Source organism: Pseudomonas sp. CFBP 5748 (genome assembly GCF_053850495.1).
The window spans coordinates 63,158-83,294 of record NZ_JBSPTN010000009.1 but is presented as its reverse complement, the minus strand read 5'-3'; the positions used below and the strand labels follow the sequence as shown (position 1 = coordinate 83,294).

General features: G+C 61.9%; 19 protein-coding genes. 10 read left to right on the top strand and 9 right to left on the bottom strand.

All coding sequences use genetic code 11. From position 1 onward, the window contains the following. Positions 1-11: 11 nt before the first annotated feature. The 8 genes from rodA (at position 12) to ACWNZ1_RS20730 (ending at position 8,351) form a co-directional block, all read left to right on the top strand. On the top strand, positions 12-1,115 hold the full coding sequence (rodA, locus tag ACWNZ1_RS20765) for a rod shape-determining protein RodA (protein ID WP_178084340.1): 1,104 nt from the start codon (positions 12-14) through the stop codon (positions 1,113-1,115). 17 nt (positions 1,116-1,132) lie between these two features. After that, positions 1,133-2,143: a lytic murein transglycosylase B gene (gene mltB, locus ACWNZ1_RS20760; RefSeq protein WP_135847335.1), complete on the top strand. Its 1,011-nt coding sequence runs from the start codon at positions 1,133-1,135 to the stop codon at positions 2,141-2,143. Then, positions 2,143-3,153, top strand: coding sequence for a septal ring lytic transglycosylase RlpA family protein (locus ACWNZ1_RS20755; protein ID WP_135847334.1), 1,011 nt, complete (start codon positions 2,143-2,145; stop codon positions 3,151-3,153). Before mltB ends, ACWNZ1_RS20755 begins: the two co-directional genes overlap by 1 nt. A gap of 169 nt (positions 3,154-3,322) precedes the next feature. Further along, positions 3,323-4,480 carry a D-alanyl-D-alanine carboxypeptidase family protein gene (locus ACWNZ1_RS20750; RefSeq protein ID WP_135847333.1) on the top strand — a complete coding sequence of 386 codons (1,158 nt, stop codon included), beginning with the start codon at positions 3,323-3,325 and terminating at the stop codon, positions 4,478-4,480. 81 nt (positions 4,481-4,561) lie between these two features. Then, positions 4,562-4,837 carry a DUF493 domain-containing protein gene (locus tag ACWNZ1_RS20745; protein WP_058543153.1) on the top strand — a complete coding sequence of 92 codons (276 nt, stop codon included), beginning with the start codon at positions 4,562-4,564 and terminating at the stop codon, positions 4,835-4,837. Further along, positions 4,837-5,484, top strand: a complete 648-nt coding sequence (gene lipB / locus ACWNZ1_RS20740) for a lipoyl(octanoyl) transferase LipB (protein ID WP_135847332.1) — start codon at positions 4,837-4,839, stop codon at positions 5,482-5,484. The genes ACWNZ1_RS20745 and lipB overlap by 1 nt, the downstream gene beginning before the upstream one ends. 1 nt (position 5,485) lies before the next feature. Next, entirely contained in the window at positions 5,486-6,508 is a 1,023-nt protein-coding gene (lipA, locus tag ACWNZ1_RS20735) for a lipoyl synthase (protein ID WP_047229497.1), read from the top strand. Between the two features lie 904 nt (positions 6,509-7,412). Then, the gene (locus ACWNZ1_RS20730) at positions 7,413-8,351 is read left to right on the top strand and encodes a S66 peptidase family protein (protein ID WP_265072413.1); all 939 of its coding nucleotides are present in this window, start codon (positions 7,413-7,415) and stop codon (positions 8,349-8,351) included. Positions 8,352-8,481: 130 nt separating this feature from the next. Here ACWNZ1_RS20730 and ACWNZ1_RS20725 read toward each other — a convergent pair whose 3' ends face one another. The 5 genes from ACWNZ1_RS20725 to leuS form a co-directional block, all read right to left on the bottom strand. After that, positions 8,482-9,804 carry a lytic murein transglycosylase gene (locus ACWNZ1_RS20725; RefSeq protein WP_256453786.1) on the bottom strand — a complete coding sequence of 441 codons (1,323 nt, stop codon included), beginning with the start codon at positions 9,802-9,804 and terminating at the stop codon, positions 8,482-8,484. 72 nt (positions 9,805-9,876) lie between these two features. Beyond that, entirely contained in the window at positions 9,877-10,041 is a 165-nt protein-coding gene (arfA, locus tag ACWNZ1_RS20720) for an alternative ribosome rescue factor ArfA (protein WP_123343928.1), read from the bottom strand. Between the two features lie 158 nt (positions 10,042-10,199). Continuing rightward, the gene (gene holA, locus ACWNZ1_RS20715; RefSeq protein ID WP_135847329.1) at positions 10,200-11,237 is read right to left on the bottom strand and encodes a DNA polymerase III subunit delta; all 1,038 of its coding nucleotides are present in this window, start codon (positions 11,235-11,237) and stop codon (positions 10,200-10,202) included. A 53-nt stretch (positions 11,238-11,290) separates the two neighbouring features. Next, positions 11,291-11,896 (bottom strand): LPS-assembly lipoprotein LptE, encoded by a 606-nt coding sequence (locus ACWNZ1_RS20710; protein ID WP_256453785.1) that lies wholly within the window; start codon positions 11,894-11,896, stop codon positions 11,291-11,293. Positions 11,897-11,984: 88 nt separating this feature from the next. Continuing rightward, on the bottom strand, positions 11,985-14,591 hold the full coding sequence (leuS, locus tag ACWNZ1_RS20705) for a leucine--tRNA ligase (protein WP_135847327.1): 2,607 nt from the start codon (positions 14,589-14,591) through the stop codon (positions 11,985-11,987). A 303-nt stretch (positions 14,592-14,894) separates the two neighbouring features. Here leuS and ACWNZ1_RS20700 point away from each other — a divergent pair, with 303 nt between their 5' ends. Next, the gene (locus ACWNZ1_RS20700; protein ID WP_135847326.1) at positions 14,895-15,215 is read left to right on the top strand and encodes a hypothetical protein; all 321 of its coding nucleotides are present in this window, start codon (positions 14,895-14,897) and stop codon (positions 15,213-15,215) included. 103 nt (positions 15,216-15,318) lie between these two features. Next, positions 15,319-16,080 (top strand): YdcF family protein, encoded by a 762-nt coding sequence (locus tag ACWNZ1_RS20695; RefSeq protein WP_456027860.1) that lies wholly within the window; start codon positions 15,319-15,321, stop codon positions 16,078-16,080. Positions 16,081-16,154: 74 nt separating this feature from the next. Here the strand turns inward: ACWNZ1_RS20695 and lnt are convergent, their stop codons facing one another. Genes lnt through ACWNZ1_RS20675 form a run of 4 tightly spaced genes read right to left on the bottom strand, consistent with a single transcriptional unit; the run spans position 16,155 to position 20,047 of the window. Further along, a complete protein-coding gene (lnt, locus tag ACWNZ1_RS20690) occupies positions 16,155-17,678 on the bottom strand; it encodes an apolipoprotein N-acyltransferase (protein ID WP_256453784.1) in 1,524 nt (507 codons plus the stop codon). A 27-nt stretch (positions 17,679-17,705) separates the two neighbouring features. After that, complete coding sequence (locus ACWNZ1_RS20685; RefSeq protein WP_025215634.1) at positions 17,706-18,545, bottom strand: HlyC/CorC family transporter; 840 nt, start codon at positions 18,543-18,545, stop codon at positions 17,706-17,708. Positions 18,546-18,585: 40 nt separating this feature from the next. Continuing rightward, complete coding sequence (ybeY, locus tag ACWNZ1_RS20680; RefSeq protein ID WP_046065210.1) at positions 18,586-19,044, bottom strand: rRNA maturation RNase YbeY; 459 nt, start codon at positions 19,042-19,044, stop codon at positions 18,586-18,588. Next, positions 19,037-20,047, bottom strand: coding sequence for a PhoH family protein (locus ACWNZ1_RS20675; RefSeq protein ID WP_135847323.1), 1,011 nt, complete (start codon positions 20,045-20,047; stop codon positions 19,037-19,039). Before ACWNZ1_RS20675 ends, ybeY begins: the two co-directional genes overlap by 8 nt. Positions 20,048-20,137: the final 90 nt, after the last annotated feature.

The window sequence follows — 20,137 nt, the reverse complement described above, 5'->3', positions numbered from 1 at the left end:
GCGAAGACGTGATGCGTCGTCGTGCCACGCTGTTGCAGCGCATGCACATCGACGGCCCGTTGCTGATCCTGCTGCTGACCCTGGCCGCCGGCAGCCTGTTCGTGCTGTATTCGGCCAGCGGCAAGAGCTGGGATTTGCTGGCCAAGCAGGCCACCTCGTTCGGCATCGGCCTGGTGTCGATGATCGTCATTGCCCAACTGGAACCGCGCTTCATGGCGCGTTGGGTGCCGCTGGCCTACGTCATCGGCGTGAGCCTGCTGGTGGTGGTGGACGTGATGGGGCACAACGCCATGGGCGCCACCCGCTGGATCAACATCCCCGGCGTGATTCGCTTCCAGCCTTCGGAATTCCTCAAGATCATCATGCCGGCGACCATCGCCTGGTACCTGTCCAAGCGCACCTTGCCGCCGCAGCTCAAACACGTGTGCATCAGCCTGTTGTTGATCGGCATCCCGTTCGCCCTGATCGTACGCCAGCCGGACCTCGGCACCTCGCTGCTGATCCTGGCCGGCGGTGCTTTCGTGCTGTTCATGGGTGGGTTGCGCTGGCGCTGGATTCTCAGCGTGATCGCCGCCGCCGTGCCGGTGTCGGTGGCCATGTGGTACTTCGTGATGCACGACTACCAGAAGCAGCGCGTACTGACCTTCCTCGACCCGGAGAGCGATCCGCTGGGCACCGGCTGGAACATCATCCAGTCCAAGGCGGCCATTGGCTCCGGCGGCGTGTTCGGCAAGGGCTGGCTGATGGGCACCCAGTCGCACCTGGACTTTTTGCCGGAAAGCCACACCGACTTCATCATCGCGGTGATGGGCGAGGAGTTCGGCCTGGTAGGCATCTGCGTGCTGCTGTTGATCTACCTGCTGCTGATCGGTCGCGGCTTGGTGATCACCGCCCAGGCCCAGACATTGTTCGGCAAGTTGCTCGCGGGCAGCCTGACCATGACGTTTTTTGTTTATGTTTTCGTCAACATCGGTATGGTCAGTGGCCTGTTGCCGGTTGTGGGGGTGCCGTTGCCATTCATTAGCTACGGAGGAACTTCGCTGGTGACGCTGCTGTCAGCGTTTGGAGTTTTGATGTCGATTCATACGCATCGCAAGTGGATCGCGCAGGTTTGAATAAGGTGAAGAGTTCAATGCAAGCAATGCGTGGCTGGTCGACGCGATATGCGCCGTGGGTCGGCCTGGTCGGCTTCCTGGGCTGTGCGCCGCACGCCTCGGCCGGCGAATACGAAGGCTCGCCGCAGGTGGCCGAATTCGTCGGTGAAATGACCCGCGACTACGGTTTTGCCGGTGAGCAGCTAATGGGGGTATTGCGCGAGGCCGAACGCAAGCAGTCGATTCTCGACGCGATCTCCCGGCCTGCCGAGCGGGTCAAGCAGTGGAGCGAGTACCGGCCAATGTTCATCACCGAGGCGCGCATTGCCCGGGGCGTGGACTTCTGGCGCCAGCACGAGGCGGCGCTGGCCCGTGCCGAGCAGGAATACGGTGTACCGGCTCAGGTCATCGTATCGATCATTGGCGTGGAAACCTTCTTTGGCCGCAACACCGGGAATTTCCGGGTGATCGACGCGCTGTCGACCCTGGGCTTCGATTACCCGCCGCGTGCCGAGTTCTTCCGCAAGGAGCTGCGTGAATTCCTCCTGCTGGCCCGCGAAGAACAGGTCGATCCGCTGACGCTCAAGGGTTCCTACGCCGGGGCCATGGGCCTGCCACAATTTATGCCCAGCAGTTTCCGCGCCTACGCGGTGGACTTCGACGGCGACGGCCACATTAATATCTGGACCAACCCGACCGATGCCATTGGCAGTGTGGCCAGCTATTTCAAGCGCCACGGCTGGGAGGCTGGCGAGCCGGTGGTCAGTCGCGCCGAGGTGCGTGGCGACCGAGTGGACGAGGGCCTGACCGAAGGCCTGGAGCCGACGAAAACCGTCGGGGAGTTGCGGGCGCTGGGTTGGTCGAGTCATGATGCGCTGCGTGACGATATGCCGGTCACCGCGATCCGCCTTGAAGGCGAGCAGGGCCCCGAATACTGGATGGGCCTGAAGAATTTCTACGCGATTACGCGTTATAACCGCAGTGTGATGTACGCCATGGCCGTACATCAGCTGTCTGAAGAGCTGGTCAAAGCACGGGGCGTCAAATAATGCAGGCATTGCCTACCTATCAACCCCTGAAGCTCGTGGCGTTGGCCGCGTTATCGCTGTTGGTCGTCAGTTGTTCGACCAGCCGCGCGCCGGCCCAGAAAACCTCCACCGCCGTGCGCGCCACGCCGGGCCTGGACATCAACCGGGCCCACAAGGACGGCGCACCGTGGTGGGACGTGGACGTTTCACGCATTCCCGACGCGACGCCGACCCTGCACACCGGCCCCTACAAGGCCAACCCGTATACGGTGCTGGGCAAGACCTATTTCCCGATGGCCGAATCCAAGCGCTACGTCGCCTCGGGCACGGCGTCCTGGTATGGCACCAAGTTCCATGGCCAGAACACCGCCAATGGCGAGGTCTATGACTTGTACGGCATGAGCGCGGCCCACAAGACCTTGCCGCTGCCAAGTTATGTCCGGGTGACCAACCTGGACAACAACAAGACGGTGATCCTGCGGGTCAACGACCGTGGACCGTTCTACTCCGACCGCATCATCGACCTGTCGTATGCGGCGGCGAAAAAACTCGGTTACGCTGAAACCGGCACCGCGCGGGTCAAGGTCGAAGGCATCGACCCGCAGGAGTGGTGGGCCCAACGCGGCCGTCCGGCGCCTTTGATGCTCAACGAGCCGAAAGTGGCGCAAAATGCCGCGCCGACCGTGACGGCTTCCACCGGTACGGTCGAGCAGTGGACGCCACCGCCGCAGCAACACGCGGCGGCCGTGGTGCCTGTGCAGATCGAGGCAAAAAAAAACGCTTCTGCAACAGCGTCTGGCCAGTATCTGCAAGTGGGCGCGTTCGCCAACCCGGACGCTGCAGAACTGCTGAGGTCCAAGCTGAGCTCGATGGTGAGCGCCCCGGTGTTCATCAGCTCGATCGTGCGCAACCAGCAGACACTGCATCGGGTGCGGATGGGGCCGATCGGTTCTCCGGGTGAAGTCCAGCAGGTACAGAACAGCGTACGCCTGGCCAATCTCGGCTCGCCGAGCCTGGTCACCGCCGAATGATTTGATTGAGGGCCCGCTTGCGGTTCGAGCGGGTCAGGTTGTTGGCTCCACGCATAACAAAAGCCCGGCAAGGGATGTGAGTGAGCAACTTAAATACGCGGCAGCCCGTTAGAAGGCTGCCTGTTTAGTTTGCCTGCGGGCAGTTTCCATTAGTTATTTCGAGAGACGGATGAACATCACCACCTTTGCCAAACGCCTTTGCCTGCTAGTCCCGCTGCTTCTCTCACCGGCCGCGTTCGCGGTCGAGATGATGCCCGCGCCCCCTCAACTGGCCGCCAAATCCTTTGTGCTGATGGACGCCAGTAGCGGCGAGGTGCTGGTTGAGAACAACGGTGACCAGCGCCTGCCACCGGCCAGCCTGACCAAACTGATGACCGCCTACATCGCGACCCTGGAAATCCGTCGCGGCCAGATCGGTGAAAACGATCCGGTGACCGTCAGCGAAAACGCCTGGCGCACCGGCGGTTCGCGGATGTTCATCAAGGTCGGCTCGCAAGTGACCGTCAGCGACCTGCTGCACGGCATCATCATTCAGTCTGGCAACGACGCCAGCGTCGCCCTGGCCGAGCACATCGCCGGTAGCGAAGATGCGTTCGCCGACATGATGAACAAAACCGTCGCCGACCTGGGCATGACCAACAGCCACTTCATGAACCCCACCGGCCTGCCGAACCCTGAGCACTACTCGTCGGCTCACGACATGGCGATCCTGGCGCGGGCAATCATCCACGAAGACCCGGCGCACTACGCCATCTACTCCCAGAAAGAATTCTTCTGGAACGGCATCAAGCAGCCTAACCGCAACCTGCTGCTGTGGCGCGACAAGACCGTCGATGGCCTGAAGACCGGCCACACCGACGAAGCCGGCTATTGCATGGTGTCTTCGGCTGTCCGTGACGGCATGCGCCTGATCGCCGTGGTGTTCGGCACCAACAGCGAAGTGGCCCGTGCCGCCGAGACCCAGAAGCTGCTGACCTACGGCTTCCGTTTCTTCGAAACCCAGACCTTCTACCAGAAGGGCACCGAACTGGCCCAGGCCCAAGTCTGGAAAGGCACCACCAATCAGGTGAAGGCCGGCCTGGCCCAGGACCTGACCATGACCCTGCCTAAAGGCCAGCTCAAGAAGCTCGCTGCCAGCATGACCATGAACCCGCAACTGACCGCTCCCATCGCCAAGGGCGACGTGATCGGTAAAGTCGAAGTCAAACTGGACGACAAAGTGGTGCACAGCGCTGACCTGATCGCTCTGGACGCGGTCGAGGAAGGTGGTATCTTCCGCCGCATGTGGGATAGCATCCGTCTATTCTTCTACGGCTTGTTCAACTGATTCTAGTGTTGACCTCCATGGCCCCGTTCCGATCCGGCGCGGGGCCATGTTCGTTACCACGGCTTACGAGGCCGTTACGCCATGACAGACTCTGAAGTAAAGGCGCCAAAAATCGAATTCCCTTGCGCGGACTATCCGATCAAGGTGATTGGCGACACCGGTGTGGGCTTCAAGGACAGGATCATCGCGATCCTGGAAAAACATGCCACCGTTGATCACGAGACCCTGGCCGAGCGCCAGAGTACCAACGGCAAGTACACGACCATCCAGTTGCACATTATCGCCACCGGCCAGGAACAGCTGTACGACATCAACAGCGAGTTGCGCGCGACCGGTTTCGTGCACATGGTGTTGTGATGCCGGGCACGCTGGGCTTTCGCGAGCTGGGCCGAATGGCTTACGAGCCGGTCTGGCATGCCATGCAACGCTTCACCAACGAACGCGGCAACACCGCCGATGATGAAGTCTGGCTGGTGGAACACCCTCCGGTGTTCACCCAGGGCCAGGCCGGCAAGGCCGAGCACCTGCTGCTGCCGGGGGATATTCCGGTGGTGAAGGTCGACCGCGGCGGGCAGGTGACCTACCATGGCCCCGGCCAACTGGTTGCCTATCTATTGCTGGATGTGCGCAAGCTGGGGTTTGGTGTACGCGAGCTGGTCACCCGAATGGAGACCTGCCTGATCGAGTTGCTGGCCAGCTACGGCGTAACCGCCGCGGCCAAGCCAGACGCGCCGGGTGTCTACGTCGACGGGGCGAAAATCGCCTCCCTGGGCCTGCGGATCCGCCACGGCTGTTCGTTTCACGGCCTGGCGTTGAACGTGGACATGGATCTGGCGCCGTTTCGACGGATTAATCCCTGTGGCTACGCGGGGCTGGCGATGACCCAGCTGCGCGATCACACAGGATCGATTGAATTTGCCGAGGTAAGTGCCCGGCTGCGCGCGCAGCTCGTCAAACACCTCGACTATGCTGAGCAGACGACCCTTACGGGCGGAATCGACTGATATGACTACTGATGCAGTGCAAACCATGATCCCGACGCTGGATGTTACCGAGCGCCCGGCCCCGCGTGCCAAGGTAGAGGCCGGCGTCAAGCTGCGCGGCGCCGAAAAGGTTGCACGCATCCCGGTCAAGATCATCCCGACCACCGAGTTGCCGAAGAAACCCGACTGGATTCGCGTACGGATCCCGGTATCCCCGGAAGTCGACCGGATCAAGGCCCTGCTGCGCAAGCACAAGCTGCACAGCGTCTGCGAAGAAGCCTCCTGCCCGAACCTGGGCGAATGCTTCTCCGGCGGCACCGCGACGTTCATGATCATGGGCGACATCTGCACCCGTCGCTGCCCGTTCTGTGACGTCGGCCACGGTCGTCCGAAACCCTTGGACGTGAATGAGCCGGAAAGCCTGGCCATCGCCATCGCCGACCTGAAGCTCAAGTACGTGGTCATCACCTCGGTGGACCGTGACGACCTGCGTGACGGCGGTGCCCAGCACTTCGCCGACTGCATCCGCGAGATCCGCAAACTGTCGCCGAACGTGCAATTGGAAACCCTGGTGCCCGATTACCGTGGCCGGATGGACATCGCCCTGCAAATCACCGCTGCCGAGCCGCCTGATGTGTTCAACCACAATCTGGAAACCGTGCCGCGCCTGTACAAGGCTGCGCGTCCGGGGTCGGATTATCAGTGGTCGCTGACTTTGCTGCAGCGCTTCAAGCAGATGATGCCGCACATTCCGACCAAGTCCGGGTTGATGCTGGGCCTGGGTGAGACTGACGAGGAAGTCATCGAGGTTATGAAGCGCATGCGTGAGCATGACATCGATATGCTGACCTTGGGGCAGTACTTGCAGCCTTCGCGTAGTCACTTGCCGGTGCAGCGTTTTGTGCATCCGGATACCTTTGCCTGGTTTGCTGAGGAAGGGTACAAGATGGGGTTCAAGAACGTTGCTTCGGGGCCGTTGGTGCGGTCTTCGTATCATGCGGATGAGCAGGCGAAACTGGTTAAGGCAGAGTTGCTGGGGTCCTGATTTAAGGTTGGGATTTTTTTGGTGGGTGGGGTGGTGTATCCAGGGCGGTGTGTATATCCGTTGCTGCGGTAACGGCGGCTTATGGTTCCGCTCTTACAGCGGGTCACTTTTGAAGAGCGCAAAAGTAACCAAAACGCTTTTGCCCCACCACTCGGTGCCTCGCTAGTGCTCGGCATGCCTTCACTCCGGCATTGGTTCGTGGGCCGCCGCGAAGGGCCATCCATGGCCCAGCGCGGCTAACCCGGCATCCATGCCGGGTTGCCCACGAACCAATGCCTGCGTTCAGCCATCGTGGTTAACGGGGCGCCCGAGATCAACGTCCACCGCGAGGCGGCCTGATAGCCGGCCTGGTTCTTGGTGGGACCGCATTTCTCCTGTGGGAGCGGGCTTGCTCGCGAAGGCGGTGGGTCAGTCTGCGGTGATGTTGGATGTGCGGACCTCATCGCGAGCAAGCTCGCTCCCACAGGGGGCTAAGTGCACATGAATTCTGTATTCGCTGAAGATCCAATGTGGGAGCGAGCTTGCTCGCGATAGCGGTGGCTCAGCCACATAGATGCTGGACATGCCCCGCTCTTGCTTTGCTTTGCTTTGGATCTTGATCTGGGCGCCCCGTTAAACCACGCTGGCCGAACGCAGGCATTGCGCAGTGGGCATCCCGGCATGGATGCCGGGATAGCCGCGCTGGGCCATGGATGGCCCTTCGCGGCGGGCCCACGGAGCAATGCCGGAGTGAGGGCGCACCGAGCCGAAGCGAGGTGCCGAGTGGTGGGGCAAAGCGTTTTTGGTTACTTTTGGCTGGTCCGGCTCCCGGCTCTTCCAAAAGTGACCCGCTGTAAGAGCGGAACCGCCAGCCGCCGTTACAAAAAAAATGGATATACACACGATCAAAAAAGCCGGGAACCCCATGGCCCAAACCCTAAACCCACACCACCCCGTCCCAGCCCTCCCTCAAGAAGGCTTGATCGGAGTGATCGCCCCCGCCGGTCCCGCCCCCCTGGACACGGACAAAGCCATCCAATGGATGCACGCACGGGGTCACGGACTGCGGATATTCCCGGGCGTCTACGAAAAGAACGACTACCTGGCCGGCAGCGACGAAGTACGCCTCAACGACCTGCACGCCGCCTTCGCCGACCCAGAAATCAAAGCCATCATCTGCCTGCGCGGTGGCTACGGCACGCCCCGCCTGCTGGATCGCATCGACTTCGACCTCCTACGACGCAACGCCAAGCCATTCGTGGGCTACAGCGACATCACCGCCCTACACCTGGCCATCAGCCGTTATGCCGGCTTCGTCACCTTCCACGGACCACTGCTCAATGCCGATCTGCTGGGCGACAAGGAGCCACCAACCGTCACCTCGTTTTTCAGCCTGCTGCGTGGGCAGTTGAAAGCGGGCAGTGTGCTGAGCCATCCCGCTGCTTATCCATTGACCACCGTCGAACCTGGCATTGCCCACGGGCGTTTGCTGGGGGGAAACCTGTCGATCATTGCCGCAACCATGGGCACGCCTTATCAGATCGATGCCGACGGGGTGATCCTGTTCATTGAAGATGTCAACGAACCGCTGTATCGCATCGACCGGCTGCTGACCCAACTACGGCTGGCCGGCACGTTGCACAAGTTGCGTGGCGTGTTGGTGGGGGATGTGGCGGGGGTTGATGTCGAGGCGTTGAACCGCTTGCTCAAGCAGACCTTCGAACCGTTGCGTATTCCGGTGGTGTCCGGCTGGCGCAGTGGGCATTGCGATCCGAACCTGACCTTGCCCATGGGGGCGTTGGTGAAGCTGGATGCGGGGGAGAAGATGTTGGTGTTGGAGCAGGACGTGGTGGTCAGGGGTTAGATTTTTGTTGCCTGATGGTCAGTCATCGCGAGCAAGCTCGCTCCCACATTGGCCCCGCGTTTCTCTGAAAGAACGCGGTCAACTGTGGGAGCGAGCTTGCTCGCGATGGCGGTAGCCGCCATAAGTCAAATCAGCGGTTACGCAACCCTTCCAGCAACTGATGCGTCGGGTACCCGTCCGCCGGCCAGCCAAACGACTGCTGGGCGCTGCGGATTGCCTTGCGGGTGTTGGCGCCGATGATGCCGTCGGGGGTGCCGGCGTCGTAGTTATGCTTGCCAAGCAAAGTCTGCAATTCGATGCGTTCGCTACGGCTCAGGGGCAGGTCATCCTTTGGCCATTGGCCGTCGATCAGCCCTGCACCGGTGAAGCGCTCGGACAGCAGGCTTACCGCCAATGCGTAGGACGAAGAGTTGTTGTACTTGAGAATCGCGCGGAAGTTGTCGAGGACCAGGAACGCCGGGCCGCGATAGCCGGCCGGCAGCAGCAGGGCCGCCGACAGGTGTTCGGCGCCGGCCGGAACCTGGCCGCCGTTGGGCAGGCTGACGCCCAATTGCAGCCATTCGGAGACGGGCTTGCGGATCGCACCATCGGCGAGGGGGTAGTTGAAGCCCTCTTTGAGTCGCACTTCGAATCCCCATGGCTGGCCGCGTTGCCAGCCGGAGCTTTGCAGGTAGTGCGCGGTCGAAGCCAGGGCATCGGTGGCGCTGCCCCAGATGTCGCGGCGGCCGTCGCCGTCGAAATCCACCGCGTGGGTGTTGTACGTGGTGGGAATGAACTGAGTCTGGCCCATGGCGCCGGCCCAGGAACCGAGCATTTTTTCCGGTGTGATATCGCCCTGTTGCAGGATCTGCAGCGCGGCGATCAGTTGCGCGTGGGCAAAGCCCGGGCGGCGTCCTTCGTAGGCGAGGGTCGCCAGGGAATTGATCACCGACTTGGTGCCCTGGAACTGTCCGAAGTTGCTCTCCATGCCCCACACCGCCACCAGCGCCTGGCGATCGACGCCATAACGCTGTTCGATGCTTTGCAGGATCTCGGCATGCTGGGCGACCAGGGCCTGGCCTTTACGGACCCGCAAGGGTGAGAGTGCGCCATCGAGGTATTCCCACACGGGCCGGGTGAATTCCGGTTGGCTGCGGTCGGCCTTGATCACGCTCATGTCCGGGCTGACGCCAATAAAGGCACGGTCGAACAGGTCGGCACGGATTCCGGCGGCCAGTGCTTCCTTGCGAAACCCGGCCTGCCACTCGGCGAAGGTCTGGGTGGGCGCAATGGCCAGGTCATCGCCAGTCGGCACCACAGGTGGCACGATGGCCGGAGCGGTCACGGCAGGGGCGGTCTGGAGTGGTTGAGCGTCGGCGGCGGTAGGTTTTTCGGCGCAGGCGACAAGCAGGGCGACGCTTGCGGCAACAATCATTTGGCGCAGTGGCCAACGACGGGAAAGACAAAAGGGCATGCACAGGTCCAGAAATACAAATCAGGTGCTGACCTTATCATGCGAAAGGGGCGTAGGGCTTGTCCGGGTGTTTCAAGCTGCCACAAAGCAAGAAGCCTCCCAGTTGTCAGACTGGAAGGCTTCGCGGCGGTAGCTGCCTTTGCCCTTGGTGGGTCGTTCCTGACGGCTGCGGAACAACGGTTGGGCGATGATGGATTTGGCCTTGTTGGGGCCATGCTTGGATGGCTTTTTGCTCATGATGAGTTCTCGCATGGGTGGGTTTTGCGGTGCAAATAATGGGGCAGCGTTGGGGAGCTGTCTATAGGGTAAATGGAGGCGATATTTGTAGGATCAAGAGCGGAAAAGATCGCAGCCTTCGCATTTCCCATGCAGGAGCTGCCGACGGCTGCGATCTTTTATTCAGCAGGCAGCGTCAGCCGCTGGCCGGCCATCAACAGCGACAACCGGCTCAGGCTCATCCATGGTGAGCCGGCGGCCTGGCCTTTGATCTGCGCGTCGATGCGCTGGGCTTCGAGCAGCAGTTGCGCCCAGCGCGACGCCGAATAGCGTTGCAGGGCCTTGCTCATCAGCGGTTTGCGTTTATCCCACACGGGCGGGCGGGCCTGGCTGAAGGCTTTGTCCAGCGGTATGCCCTGGCTGTATTGCAGGGACAAGTTGGCCAGCAAGCGCAATTCCCGGGCCAGGGCCCAGAGGATCACGGGTGGCTCGACGCCTTCACCCCGCAGGCCTTCGAGCATGCGCAGGGCATGGGCGGCTTCACCGTTGAGGATCGCATCGGTCAGCCCGAAGACATCAAAGCGCGCGCTGTCGGCCACCGCGGCCTGTACCGTTTCCACGGTGATCTGCCCACCCTCGGCCATCAGCTTGAGCTTTTCGATCTCCTGGGCGGCGGCCAGCAGGTTGCCTTCGACCCGGGCGGCGATCAGCTCTACCGCGTCCTGGCTGGCCGAGAGACCGGCCTGGGACAGGCGCTGGCGGATCCAGCTCGGCAGCTGGCTGACGTCCACCGGCCAGATCTGCACGAACTGCGTCTGCTGACCTTCGACCAGGGCCTTGCCCCATTTGGTCTTCTGCGCGCTGCCGTCGAGTTTCGGCAGGCTGATGAGCAGCACTGTGTCCTCGGCCGGCCGCGAGCAATATTCGATCAGCGCGGCTGCGCCCTTGTCGCCGGGCTTGCCGGACGGCAGGCGCAGCTCCAGCAGGCGTTTTTCGGCGAACAGCGACATGCTTGCCCCAGCCTGCAGCAGCGTTCCCCAGTCGAAACTGGCATCGGCGGCGAACACCTGGCGTTCGTCGAAGCCTTGCTGGCGGGCGGCTGCGCGGATGGCGTCGGCGGCTTCCTGGCACAACAGTGGGTCATCGCCGCTGATGATGTAGACCGGCGCGAGGGCGCCTTGCAGGTGTTTGCCAAGTTGGGCGGGGGCCAGTTTCATAAAGCGCGGTTCATAAGAGAAGGCGAGCGGGGCGCCGGAGCGCCCCGCAAGGCTTATTCAGCCGGGATTTGCATCGGCGACTGCTGCGGGGTTTCCGCTTCAGCCTTGCGTGCCGCTTCCAGTGCTTCGGCTTCGGCCTTGGCGCGGGCATCGGCGGTCTGTTGCAGCTCTTCCAACTGGGCCGGGCTCAGTTGTTGCAGGCGCAGCATCATGCGCTGTACGAGCTCACGCCGCATTTCGACGCGCACCTCGGTCGATTCCTGGTCGGAACCGGTGATGTTGTTGCCATCGTGCAGGTAGACCTTCTGCACTTGCAGCTTGTCGTCCAGCAGCGACAGATCGTTCCGGCCACGGATCTCGTAGTTCAGCACGTTGGTCAGCTCGTACTCGGCCGAGCGACCGGCACCTGCATAGCTCAGGCTGCGCTGGCTTTGCTGTTCACGGGTCAGTATCAGCTTGTAGGGCGCGCCGTTGTAAACCTTGACCCCGCTGTTTTCCAAGGCTACGCGCAGCATTTTAACGGTTTCGCCATAAGCGTCCCGTGCGCTGAGGTCCAGCTCCGTGATGGCCAGCTCGGTGGTGCCGGTGCCGCGCAGCTGGAAGCCGCAGGCGCTCAACAGGACCGCCAGGCCCATTACCAGCAGATTACGTTTGATCATCTTGTTGCTCCCCTTGAACCCTATGGGCCGACAGTGCGGTCTCGCAGGTTATATTCGGCGCCAGGCTTGAGCCTGGCGCCCGATCCAATTAGCTTGCGACGATGTTGACCAGCTTGCCGGGCACGACGATCACTTTGCGGATCGTCAGGCCATCGACGAAGCGCAGCACGTTTTCGTTGGCCCGTGCGGCGGCTTCGACTTCTTCGCGAGTGGCGGCGGCCGGCATTTCGATCTGGCCGCGCAGCTTGCCATTGACCTGGATGACCAGGGTCAGGCTGTCCTGCACCAGCGCGGTTTCGTCCACCACCGGCCAGCTGGCGTCGATCACCGGGTCGGCGTGACCCAGTTGATTCCACAGCTCGTGGCTGATGTGCGGCGTGATCGGCGCCAGCAGCAAGGTCACGGCTTCCAGGCCTTCGTGAACCAGTGCGCGATCCTGTTCGGTGCCTTGCGCGGCTTTTTCCAGGACATTCATCAGCGTCATCACCTGGGCGATGGCAGTGTTGAATTTGTGGTTCTGGCCGACGTCATGGCTGGCCTGCTTGATGGCCAGGTGAATCGAGCGACGGATGGCTTTCTGCTCATCGTTCAGGCCGGCGACCTCCAGTTTGCCCGGCAGGCCCTGAGTGACGTGAGCTTGAGCCAGGCGCCAGACGCGCTTGAGGAAACGGTGCGAGCCCTCGACGCCCGAGTCGGACCATTCCGCGCTCATGTCAGGTGGCGAGGCGAACATCATGAACAGGCGGCAGGTGTCTGCGCCGAACTGGTCAATCATCGATTGTGGGTCAACGCCATTGTTCTTCGACTTGGCCATCTTCTCGGTGCCGCCGATTTCCACCGGCAGGCCGTCGGCGATCAGCTTGGCGCTGATGACCTTGGCTTTGCTGTCACGCTCGAGTTCGACGTCCGCCGGGTTGAACCAGGTGTAGGCACCGTTGGCTTCGCGACGATAGTAAGTCTCGGCGATCACCATGCCTTGGGTCAGCAGGTTCTTGAACGGCTCGTTGGAGCTCACCAGGCCTTCGTCGCGCATCAGCTTGTGAAAGAAGCGCGCGTAGAGCAGGTGGAGAATGGCGTGTTCGATGCCGCCGATGTATTGATCCACCGGCAACCAATGGTCAGCCGCGGATTTTTCCACCAGGCCGCCTTCAAAGTGCGGCGAGGCGTAGCGGGCGTAGTACCACGAGGACTCGACGAAGGTGTCCATGGTGTCGGTTTCACGCTTGGCCGGTGCGCCGCATTTCGGGCAGTTGCACTCGTAGAACTCAGGCATGCGCGCCAGGGGCGAACCGGCGCCGTCGGGTACGACGTCTTCCGGCAGGACCACGGGCAGTTGATCTTCCGGTACCGGTACGTCGCCGCAGGTATCGCAATGCACGATCGGGATCGGGCAGCCCCAGTAGCGCTGGCGGCTGATGCCCCAGTCGCGCAGGCGGAACTGGGTGCGGGAGGCGCCGAGGTTTTTCTTGATCAGCGCCACTTCGATGGCATCGAACGCGCCGGCGAAGTCCAGGCCGTCGAACGCGCCGGAGTTGATCAGCTCGCCGTGTTCGCCGTAGGCGTCCTGCCAAGGGGCCGGGGTTTGATCACCGGCGCTGGTGCGCACTACGGCTTTGACGGGCAGGTTGTACTTGTGGGCGAATTCGAAATCGCGTTCGTCGTGGGCCGGCACTGCCATGACAGCACCATCGCCGTAATGCATCAGTACGTAGTTGGCGACCCACACCGGGAGTTTTTCACCGGTGAGCGGGTGCTCGACGAACAGCGCGGTCGGCAGGCCTTTCTTCTCTTGAGTGGCGACGTCGGCTTCGGCGACGCTGCCGCCCTTGCATTCGGCAATGAACGCCTGCAGCGCGGGGTTATTCCGGGCGGCCAGGGTCGCCAACGGGTGCTCGGCGGCCACGGCGACATAAGTGGCGCCCATCAAGGTATCCGGACGGGTGGTGAAGACCTTCAGGTTGCCGGCTTCGCCAATGGAGGCAACGTCGTACGGGAATTGCACTTCCATGCCCCGGGACTTGCCGATCCAGTTGCGTTGCATGGTCTTGACCTGTTCAGGCCAGCCAGTCAGTTCGTCGAGACTCTCCAGCAGTTCATCCGCGTAGGCGGTGATCTTGAAGTAGTACATCGGGATTTCGCGTTTTTCGATCAGCGCGCCGGAACGCCAGCCGCGGCCGTCGATCACTTGTTCGTTGGCCAGTACGGTCTGGTCAACCGGGTCCCAGTTCACGGTGCCGTTCTTGCGGTAGATCACGCCTTTTTCGAACAGGCGGGTGAACAGCCATTGTTCCCAGCGGTAGTAGTCGGGCTTGCAGGTGGTGACCTCGCGGGACCAGTCCACCGCCAGGCCCAGGCTGCGCAGCTGGGTCTTCATGTAGGCGATGTTTTCGTAGGTCCACTTGGCAGGGGCCACGTTGTTCTTCATCGCGGCGTTTTCCGCCGGCATGCCGAAGGCGTCCCAACCCATGGGTTGCAGGACGTTCTTGCCTTGCATGCGCTGATAGCGGGAGATCACGTCGCCGATGGTGTAGTTGCGCACGTGCCCCATGTGTAGCTTGCCGCTGGGGTAAGGGAACATCGACAGGCAGTAGTAAGTCTCCTTGCCTGGCTGTTCACTGACTTCAAAGGACTTTTGCTCGTCCCAGAACGACTGGGCGGCGGCTTCGATTTCACGGGGCTGGTAGTGTTCGTGCATGGCTACTTTTGTACTGAATGGGGTGGCCCAATCCTCTTCGTGGCCATACTGGACGCAGACGACGCCGAATGCGGCGTTTTCGATGCCCAGCCAAGCTGGAAGTGGAGTTACAGGAAGCGCCGTAGCATACATGACCGCACTCTGCCGAGGGAAACCCTGATTGCTGCCGAGCCATTGCCGATTCATTGCCGACCATCGGCCCCGGCCCGCGCTCAGGGCCGTTGGTCGCGGCGTCCTGCCGGTTTGCCCAGCGAAGCTAAGCTTCTCAATGGGGAGTGAGTCTTATCTTCAATGAGGTGAGGGATGGTTGAATCACAACGAAAAGTAACGACGCCTGAGTTGTACGAAAAACTGATCGATCGTCTCGGGGTAGCCCTTGACGCTGCAAGAACCGCCGGTCATTTGCGTGATGAACGCCCGGCAGAGCTGGAGCTGCGCGGCTTGAGCCCCGCAGAGTTCGAACTGGTCAAGGCTTACCTCGAACAGGCCGGACACCAAGCCCCCACCAGTGGGGTCCAGGTACTCAAGCGTCTCGATGTGCCCCGTTCGGCCAAAGTTGTATGGCTCAAGGACCGGACACCTGACAAGGATGCTGTAAAAGTCCGGTCACTGCAGTTCAAGTAACGCCGGATTCACGCGTGTCGCTTTTTTTGATTCAAGGTTTTTTCGAATCTGTTGTCGCTTTGCGTCAACCCACTTAGGCTTCGGGCATCTATGGAGATGCCCGATGCCGTTTCGTTATTTCATCAAAACACTTTTATTGCCGCCCGGCCTTCTTTTGCTGCTGTTGGCGCTCGCCTGGTGGTGGCGCAACTCCCGGCCGCGCCTGGCCGGCCTGTGCTTTTTCGTTGGACTGGGTGGCTTCTGGCTGATGAGCCTGCCCGTGGTAGTGCAATGGAGCGCCAGGGCGCTGGAACGCGAACCGCCGCTGCCGCGCAGCGAATGGGCGACCCTGGCCCAGCGTGCCGACGCCATTGTGGTGCTGGGTTCTGGCCGTGAGCGCGGTGACCTGGCCTGGGGCGCCGACCAACCCACCGGCATCGGCCTGGAGCGCCAGCGTTATGCCGCGCGCCTGGCCAAGGCGTCGGGGTTGCCGGTGCTGACGACCGGCGGCTTGCACTACGGCACCCCACCCAGTGAAGCCAAACTGATGGCTGATTCGATGCTGGACGATTTCGGCGTGAGCGTTCGCTGGCAGGAAGAGCGCAGCCGCACGACCTGGGAAAACGCCCGGATGAGCGCCGAGATCCTTCTGCCGGCCGGCATCAAGCGTGTCGTCGTGGTGACCCAGGCATGGCACATGCCGCGGGCGGTCTGGAGTTTCGAGCGGTCGGGGTTTGAAGTGGTGCCAGCACCGGTGGGCTTCCTGGGACAGGACAATGCCCGACCGCTGGGCGGCTGGATGCCGGAGTTCAAGTCGATCTGGCAGTCGGGGCAGTTGATGAATGAGGCGGTGGGGCTGGTGGGGTATCGGTTGTTCTACCGCTGAAGATGATGAGGTCGCGAGGGCGCCCTCATTGTGGCGAGGGAGCAAGCGCCCTCGCCACAGGGGGCCAAAAGTCCTTAAACGGTTTTGGCCATCCGGCCCGCGATCAACGCCCAGCCCAGCAGCAACACGCACAAAATGATCAGCGGCCACGAGCGCCATTGCAGGTACGGCGTCAGGTCGTGCATCGGCACCACTTCGCCGTAGAGGATGCCACGCTCGAATTGCGGGATCTGTGTGGTGATCTGGCCGAAGGGGTTGATCAGCCCGGTCACGCCGTTGTTGGTGGCGCGAATCATCCAGCGACCGGCTTCCAGGGCGCGCATCTGCGCCATTTGCAGGTGCTGTAACGGGCCGATGGAAGTGCCGAACCAAGTGTCGTTACTGATGGTCAGCAACAGGTCGCTACGGGCCGAGAGGCTGGCGGCGAACTCCGGATAGACCACTTCATAGCAGATGAACGGCGCGATCTGGTAACCCTTGGCTTGCAACAACGGCTGGTCGGCCGGGCCCCGGGCAAAGTCGGACATAGGCAGGTCGAAGAAGGCGATCAGGCCCCGCAGGATGTCCTGCAGCGGCACGTACTCGCCGAACGGCACGAGTTTCTGCTTCAGGTAAGTCCCGTCGCCTTCGCCGGTCACGGTGATGCCGTTGTAGTAACGCTTCTCGTGGCGCACCAGTTGGCGAATCGGCACGCCGGTGATCAGCGCCGAATGCCGCTCGGCGGCGAAGTTGCCCATCATGTCCAGGTAGCCCTGGGCTGATTCCTTGAGCACCGGGACTGCGGTCTCCGGCCAGATCAGCAGGTCGACGCGTTTGGAGGCAAAGCTCATGTCGCGGTACAGCGCCAACTGCGCGTTGAGCTGCTCCGGGTCCCACTTCATGCTTTGTTCGATGTTGCCCTGAATCGCTGCGACGCTTAGCGGGTCGCCCGACGGGCTGGTCCAGGCGTGGCCCTTGAGCGCCATGCCGGCCACCCACGGGCCGATCAACAGCAGCACACCTGCGGCGATAAAACCTTTGCGCCCGGCGCGGATCAGGCGGGACGCGTTGTACAGCAGCGCGGCAGTGAGGGCCAACGTGAAGGAAATCAGCCACATCCCGCCCAGCGGCGCGAGGCCGGCCAGCGGGCCGTCGAGCTGGCTGTAGCCGGAATACAACCACGGGAACCCGGTGAGGAACCAGCCGCGAAAGGCTTCCTGGCCCAGCCACAGCGCGGCGAAGGCCAAGGCGTCGGCCAGTGGGGCTTCGTTGCGCCGCAGCCAGCGCGCCCAGAGCCAGGCGGGCAGGGCGAAGAACCAGGCGATGGCGGCGATGAACAGCAGCATTAACAGGCCGGCGAGCAGTACCGAGGCGCCGCCGAAGTTGTGGATGCTGACGTAGATCCAGCTGGTGCCGGCGCCAAACAGGCCAAAACCGAAACACCAGCCACGGCCCAAGGCCTGGCGCGGCGAAAGCTCACGCAACCCGGCATAGAAGAACCCGACCGCCAACAGTGCCAGCGGCCAGATATCGAACGGCGCCAAGGCCAGGGTGGTGATCGCGCCGGCCGCCACGGCCAGCAGGTTACCGGGCCAGCCGGGGCGGGTTATCCAGCGCATTTTTGTCCTTAGCGGGTCTCGCAGGGGTTATCGGGCAATGGGGGACAGGCGCAGCAGATGAATCCGACGGCTGTCGGCATTCAGGATGCGGAAGCGCCAGGAGCCGATTTCCGTGGTTTCGTTGCGCTTGGGCAGGTGCCCGAAAGCACTCATCACCAGGCCGCCGACGGTGTCGAACTCATCGTCGGAGAATTGGCTGTCGAAGAACTCGTTGAAGTTTTCGATCGGCGTCAGCGCCTTGATCAGGAAATCGCCGCTGGGCAGGGGCTTGATGTAGCTGTCTTCCTCGACGTCGTGCTCGTCTTCGATGTCGCCGACGATCTGCTCGAGCACGTCTTCGATGGTCACCAGGCCGGCCACGCCGCCGTACTCGTCGATGACGATGGCCATGTGGTTGTGGTTGGCGCGGAATTCACGCAGCAGCACGTTCAGGCGCTTGGATTCGGGCACGAAAGTGGCCGGACGCAGCAAGTCCTTGATGTTGAAGCTGTCGCCGTTTTCCTGAAGGATCAGCGGCAGCAGATCCTTGGCCAGCAGCACGCCCATGACGTCGTCATGGCTCTCGCCGACCACCGGGTAGCGCGAGTGAGCGGAATCGACCACGGCGGGCAGGAATTCACGGGGTGTCTGGGTCGCCTTGATGCTGACCATCTGCGAGCGCGGGACCATGATGTCGCGTACTTGCAGGTCAGCGACCTGGATGGCGCCTTCGACGATGGCCAGCGCTTCGCTGTCCAACAGTTTGTTCTGGTGTGCATCGCGCAGCAGCTCCAGCAGCTCCTGGCGGTTTTTCGGCTCATGGGCAAAAGCCTGGGTGAGCTTGCCCAGCCATGACTTCTGCCCGTTGCTCGATCGATCTTCGCTCATAGCGATTACTCTGAATCCTTTATCGTTACAGGTTGATGTATCAGTGTTCGTCGCCGGCGTAGGGGTCGGGATGACCCAGCTCTGCAAGCAACGTTCGTTCCAGTGCTTCCATTTCTTCGGCTTCGTCATCTTCTATGTGGTCGTAACCCAGCAGATGCAAACAGCCGTGAATGACCAGGTGGGCCCAGTGGGCCTCAGGAAGCTTGTCTTGTTCAGCCGCTTCACGCTCCACCACCGGGACGCAGATCACCAGGTCCCCCAGCAGTGGGATGTCGAGCAGTTCATCAGGCACGTCGGCGGGGAACGACAACACATTGGTGGCGTAATCTTTTTGCCGCCAGGTGTGGTTCAGTTCGCGGCCTTCGGGTTCGTCCACCAGGCGGATGGTCAACTCCGAGTCGGCGCTGCGCTGGCGCAAGGCCAGTTCGCACCATTGACGAAATTGGGCTTCACTGGGGGCGGCGTGTTCGCAGGCCACTTGCAGGTCGAGTTCAAGCATTGTGGCGATTGCCTTTGCCTTCGGGCGCGTCGTCAGCCTCGCGGTTCTCGAAGCGCTCGTAGGCTTCGACAATGCGTTGCACCAGCGGATGGCGTACGACGTCCTTGGGCATGAAATGCGTGAAGCTGATGCCCGGTACATCCTTGAGCACCTGGATCACATGGTTCAGCCCGGACTTGGTGCCCTTGGGCAAGTCGACCTGGGTAATGTCGCCAGTGATGACGGCGGTGGAGCCGAAGCCGATCCGGGTCAGGAACATTTTCATCTGCTCGACCGTGGTGTTCTGGCTTTCGTCGAGGATGATGAAGCTGTTGTTCAGCGTACGTCCGCGCATGTAGGCCAGTGGCGCGACCTCGATGACCTGGCGCTCGATCAGCTTGGCGACGTATTCGAAGCCGAGCATTTCATACAGCGCGTCATACAGTGGGCGCAGGTACGGGTCGATCTTCTGGGCCAGGTCGCCAGGCAGGAAGCCGAGTTTTTCCCCCGCTTCGACCGCCGGACGCACCAGCAGGATGCGCCGCACTTGCTCGCGCTCCAGCGCATCGACCGCGCAGGCAACCGCCAGGTAGGTCTTGCCGGTACCGGCCGGACCGATGCCGAAGTTGATGTCGTTGCCCAGGATTTCCTTCACGTAGCGCTGCTGATTCAAGCCGCGAGGGCGAATCATGCCTTTTTTCGTGCGCAGGGCCACGGCAGGTTCCGACGGGGCGTGGTTGTCGAGTTCTTCGACAGCCGACTCCTGCAGGAACAGATGGACGGTGTCCGGCGACAGCTCGTTCCCCTTGGTTTCCCGGTAGAGGCGGCGCAGCAGGTTTTCCGCGGAGGTGGTGTGCTTGGGTTCGCCGATCAGTTCGAACTGGTTTCCGCGATTGCGGATCTCGATGGCCAGGCGCTGTTCGATCAAGCGCAGGTGCTCGTCGAATTGCCCGCACAGATTGGCGAAGCGGCGAGCCTCAAAGGGCTCGAGAATAAAGCGATGTGGTTCGATGGGTGCGTTCAAGGTCGTTTTTAGCCGCCCAGGGGCAATTAAGATGAAACCAAGGATAGCGCCAGTAGGCTGGGTGCGAAAGCTCTTAATAAACCGAGCAAT

Bases quoted from the DNA above. Each gene is read 5' to 3' on its own strand.
- rodA (WP_178084340.1), top strand. From the start codon at position 12: ATGCGTCGTCGTGCCACGCTGTTGCAGCGCATGCACATCGACGGCCCG.
- mltB (WP_135847335.1), top strand. From the start codon at position 1,133: ATGCAAGCAATGCGTGGCTGGTCGACGCGATATGCGCCGTGGGTCGGC.
- ACWNZ1_RS20755 (WP_135847334.1), top strand. From the start codon at position 2,143: ATGCAGGCATTGCCTACCTATCAACCCCTGAAGCTCGTGGCGTTGGCC.
- ACWNZ1_RS20750 (WP_135847333.1), top strand. From the start codon at position 3,323: ATGAACATCACCACCTTTGCCAAACGCCTTTGCCTGCTAGTCCCGCTG.
- ACWNZ1_RS20745 (WP_058543153.1), top strand. From the start codon at position 4,562: ATGACAGACTCTGAAGTAAAGGCGCCAAAAATCGAATTCCCTTGCGCG.
- lipB (WP_135847332.1), top strand. From the start codon at position 4,837: ATGCCGGGCACGCTGGGCTTTCGCGAGCTGGGCCGAATGGCTTACGAG.
- lipA (WP_047229497.1), top strand. From the start codon at position 5,486: ATGACTACTGATGCAGTGCAAACCATGATCCCGACGCTGGATGTTACC.
- ACWNZ1_RS20730 (WP_265072413.1), top strand. From the start codon at position 7,413: ATGGCCCAAACCCTAAACCCACACCACCCCGTCCCAGCCCTCCCTCAA.
- ACWNZ1_RS20725 (WP_256453786.1), bottom strand. From the start codon at position 9,804: ATGCCCTTTTGTCTTTCCCGTCGTTGGCCACTGCGCCAAATGATTGTT.
- arfA (WP_123343928.1), bottom strand. From the start codon at position 10,041: ATGAGCAAAAAGCCATCCAAGCATGGCCCCAACAAGGCCAAATCCATC.
- holA (WP_135847329.1), bottom strand. From the start codon at position 11,237: ATGAAACTGGCCCCCGCCCAACTTGGCAAACACCTGCAAGGCGCCCTC.
- ACWNZ1_RS20710 (WP_256453785.1), bottom strand. From the start codon at position 11,896: ATGATCAAACGTAATCTGCTGGTAATGGGCCTGGCGGTCCTGTTGAGC.
- leuS (WP_135847327.1), bottom strand. From the start codon at position 14,591: ATGCACGAACACTACCAGCCCCGTGAAATCGAAGCCGCCGCCCAGTCG.
- ACWNZ1_RS20700 (WP_135847326.1), top strand. From the start codon at position 14,895: ATGGTTGAATCACAACGAAAAGTAACGACGCCTGAGTTGTACGAAAAA.
- ACWNZ1_RS20695 (WP_456027860.1), top strand. From the start codon at position 15,319: ATGCCGTTTCGTTATTTCATCAAAACACTTTTATTGCCGCCCGGCCTT.
- lnt (WP_256453784.1), bottom strand. From the start codon at position 17,678: ATGCGCTGGATAACCCGCCCCGGCTGGCCCGGTAACCTGCTGGCCGTG.
- ACWNZ1_RS20685 (WP_025215634.1), bottom strand. From the start codon at position 18,545: ATGAGCGAAGATCGATCGAGCAACGGGCAGAAGTCATGGCTGGGCAAG.
- ybeY (WP_046065210.1), bottom strand. From the start codon at position 19,044: ATGCTTGAACTCGACCTGCAAGTGGCCTGCGAACACGCCGCCCCCAGT.